Origin of the sequence: Mycobacterium sp. (genome assembly GCF_051006775.1) — a bacterium.
Lineage (GTDB): Bacteria > Actinomycetota > Actinomycetes > Mycobacteriales > Mycobacteriaceae > Mycobacterium.
In genome coordinates, this window is sequence record NZ_JBPCSX010000233.1 from 1 (window position 1) to 3017 (window position 3017).

Annotated in this window: 4 protein-coding genes; 3 read left to right on the forward strand and 1 reads right to left on the reverse strand. The window is 67.3% G+C overall.

The annotated features are described in order from the left end of the window. On the reverse strand, positions 1–704 hold a 704-nt coding region (gene ispH / locus ACR2JI_RS16335), incomplete at its 3' end, for a 4-hydroxy-3-methylbut-2-enyl diphosphate reductase (protein WP_526391836.1). A gap of 67 nt (positions 705–771) precedes the next feature. Here ispH and ACR2JI_RS16340 point away from each other — a divergent pair. Genes ACR2JI_RS16340 through ACR2JI_RS16350 form a run of 3 tightly spaced genes read left to right on the forward strand, consistent with a single transcriptional unit; the run spans position 772 to position 2868 of the window. Beyond that, complete coding sequence (locus ACR2JI_RS16340; protein WP_526391838.1) at positions 772–1401, forward strand: lipid droplet-associated protein; 630 nt, start codon at positions 772–774, stop codon at positions 1399–1401. Positions 1402–1411: 10 nt separating this feature from the next. Next, positions 1412–2650: an exodeoxyribonuclease VII large subunit gene (gene xseA, locus ACR2JI_RS16345; RefSeq protein ID WP_526391840.1), complete on the forward strand. Its 1239-nt coding sequence runs from the start codon at positions 1412–1414 to the stop codon at positions 2648–2650. After that, entirely contained in the window at positions 2647–2868 is a 222-nt protein-coding gene (locus ACR2JI_RS16350) for an exodeoxyribonuclease VII small subunit (protein WP_526391842.1), read from the forward strand. Before xseA ends, ACR2JI_RS16350 begins: the two co-directional genes overlap by 4 nt. The last annotated feature ends 149 nt before the right edge of the window (positions 2869–3017 follow it).

Consider the following 3017-nt stretch of genomic DNA (forward strand, 5'->3'; position numbering starts at 1 on the left):
ACCAGATCGCATTCCGGAGCCAACGCCTTGACCGCACCCTGCCGGTTCTGGGTCGCGTAGCAGATGTCATCGCTGGGCGGATCCTGCAAGGTGGGGAACCGCTGCCGTAGCCGCTGCACCGTCTCCATGGTTTCGTCGACGCTGAGGGTGGTCTGCGACAGCCAGATCACCTTGCTCTCGTCGCGCACGGTGATGTTGTCCACGGCGTCGGGTCCGTCGACCAATTGAACGTGGTCGGGAGCCTCCCCGGCGGTTCCGATGACCTCCTCGTGGCCCTCGTGGCCGATGAGCAGGATGTCGTAGTCCTCGCGGGCGAAGCGCTTGGCCTCGTTGTGCACCTTGGTCACCAGGGGGCAGGTCGCATCGATCACCACAAGATTGCGGGCGGCCGCGGTCTCATGCACGGTCGGCGCGACACCGTGGGCAGAAAACACCACGATGGACCCCTCCGGCACCTCATCGGTCTCGTCCACGAACACCGCGCCCGCTTTGGCCAGCGTGTCGACGACATGCCGGTTGTGCACGATCTCGTGGCGGACGTAAACCGGGGCGCCGTGTTTCTGCAGGGCGAGTTCCACGGTTTCCACGGCGCGGTCCACACCGGCGCAGTACCCGCGGGGCTCGGCAAGCAGGATGCGCTTGCCAGCAGAGCCGGGGCTCGAATCGGTGGTGCCGGGCATCCCCATATCTACGGTCGGCGGCATGGATCCAGACTACGTTCTCCCCGGTGTTCCCTCCGGCGCAGGCGGGCCTGGCCGTAGTCTGGTCCCCATGGCAACAGCACCGTATGGGGTTCGTCTGCTGGTCGGCGCCGCCGTTTCCGCCCTCGAGGAGACCCGCAGGCTGCCCCAGACCATCCTGATGTACCCGATGACGGTGGCCAGCACCGTCGCGCAGATCGTGATGAAGGTGCAGCAGGACCTGGCCGACCTCGCGATCAAGGGTGACTCCGCCCTGGAGACGATTTTCCCGCCCACGGACGAGAAACCAGAGTGGGCGACCTTCGACGAGGATCTTGAGCCCGAGCCGGCGCGGGACGGCGACCGGCGGACCGAGGGACGCTTCGCGCTCTACTCGGTCACCGACCCGATGGGCTTCGACGATGCGGCCGACGCAGCGGCCGACGCCGGGGCACCGGTCAAGCGCGGCGCAAAAGCCAGACCTGCCGCGAAGAAGACTGCTGCCAAGAAAGCCGCACCGGCCAAGAAGGTCGCCACTGCACCCCCGATCGCCGCGGATCTGGACTACGACTCGCTGACACTGGCTCAGCTTCGGGCTCGGATGACCTCGTTGAGCGTGACCGATCTTCGGGCGCTGCTGGCGTATGAGGATGCCGGCAAGGCCCGGGCACCGTTCCAGACGCTGCTCGCCAACAGGATCACCCGCGCGACAGCGAAGTGAGCCCGATCCCGTGACCACGGAGCCGGGGACTTCCGCGGACAATCCGTTCCCCGTCCGGGCGGTAGCCATCCGAGTCAAAGGCTGGATCGACAGACTGGGCAGCATCTGGGTTGAGGGCCAACTCACTCAGATCAATGCGCGTAACACCTCCAACACCGTGTTCATGGTGCTGCGCGATCCGTCCGCCGATATGTCGATGACCGTCACCTGCTCGCGAGATCTGGTACTCCGGGCGCCGGTGAAGCTCACCGAGGGCACCCAGGTGGTGATGCGCGGGAAACCCGACTTCTACACCGGGCGTGGCACTTTCTCGCTGCGGGTCAGCGAGATTCGCGCGGTGGGCCTCGGCGAGTTACTCGCTCGCATCGAGATGCTTCGCAAGGCACTGGCCGCCGAGGGACTCTTCGACGAGCGGCTCAAGAGGCCATTGCCGTTCCTGCCCAATGTGATCGGACTCATCACGGGCAGAGCGAGTGCCGCCGAGAAGGACGTCACGTCGGTGGCCACCGGGCGATGGCCGGCGGTGCGTTTCGAGATACGCAACACAGCGGTGCAGGGGCCGAGCGCGGTGGCGCAGATCGTTGCGGCACTCGGCGAACTGGACTCCGACCCTGACGTCGACGTCATCGTGATCGCCCGTGGCGGAGGCAGTGTCGAGGATCTGCTGCCCTTCTCCGATGAGACGCTGTGCCGCGCGATCGCTCGCTGCACCACGCCGGTGGTCAGTGCCGTCGGTCACGAACCCGACAACCCGCTGTGCGATCTTGTTGCAGACCTTCGTGCCGCGACCCCAACCGACGCGGCCAAGCGGGTGGTACCGGATGCCGTCGCGGAGTCGGCACTCATCAGCGATCTGCGCCGCCGCAGCGGCCGGGCGCTGCGCAACTGGGTGGGCCGCGAACAACACACGCTGACCCAGTTACGCAGTCGGCCGGTCCTGGCAGATCCGCTGCGGATGATCAGCGAGCGTGCCACCGAGGTCGCCCAGGCCCGCACCGCCGGCCGCCGGGACGTCAACCGCCTTGTGGGTGCCGAGAGTGACCGGATCGGGCATCTGGCCGCACGGCTGTCCACCCTGGGGCCGGCGGCGACGTTGGCCCGTGGTTACGCGGTCGTCCAAGTGCTCGACGGTGCGGCTGCGGTGCTGCGCTCGACGGCCGATGCCCCGGCCGGAACGCAGTTGCGGATCAGAGTTTCCGACGGCGCACTCGGCGCCGTCAGTTCCGGACGGGAGGATGGAGCGTCATGAGCGACGAAAACGACCGGCCGGTGGGCGAACTTGGTTACGAGCAGTGCCGCGATGAACTCATCGACGTGGTGAGCGCCCTCGAGCAGGGCGGCCTGGATCTCGACGCGTCACTGAAACTCTGGGAGCGGGGCGAGGCGCTGGCACGCCGCTGCGAGGAACACCTCGCGGGGGCGCGTGCCCGGATCGAAGAAGCCCTGGCCGGTCACGCGGACGAGTAACCCACCCCGTTCAAGCCGCGTCGTCGGGGGGTAGTTGTCGTTCGGGGTGGTGGTAGGTGTTGGTGGCGGCGGTGATGGGTAGGTGTGGTGGGGGGATCCATTTGGTGGTGCCGTCGGGTTGTTTTCGGGTGGTCCAGCCGCCGGTGGTG

What these genes read in the sequence shown, in the direction of transcription:
- ACR2JI_RS16350 (WP_526391842.1), top strand. Translation starts at nt 2,647, where the DNA reads ATGAGCGACGAAAACGACCGGCCGGTGGGCGAACTTGGTTACGAGCAG.
- ACR2JI_RS16340 (WP_526391838.1), top strand. Translation starts at nt 772, where the DNA reads ATGGCAACAGCACCGTATGGGGTTCGTCTGCTGGTCGGCGCCGCCGTT.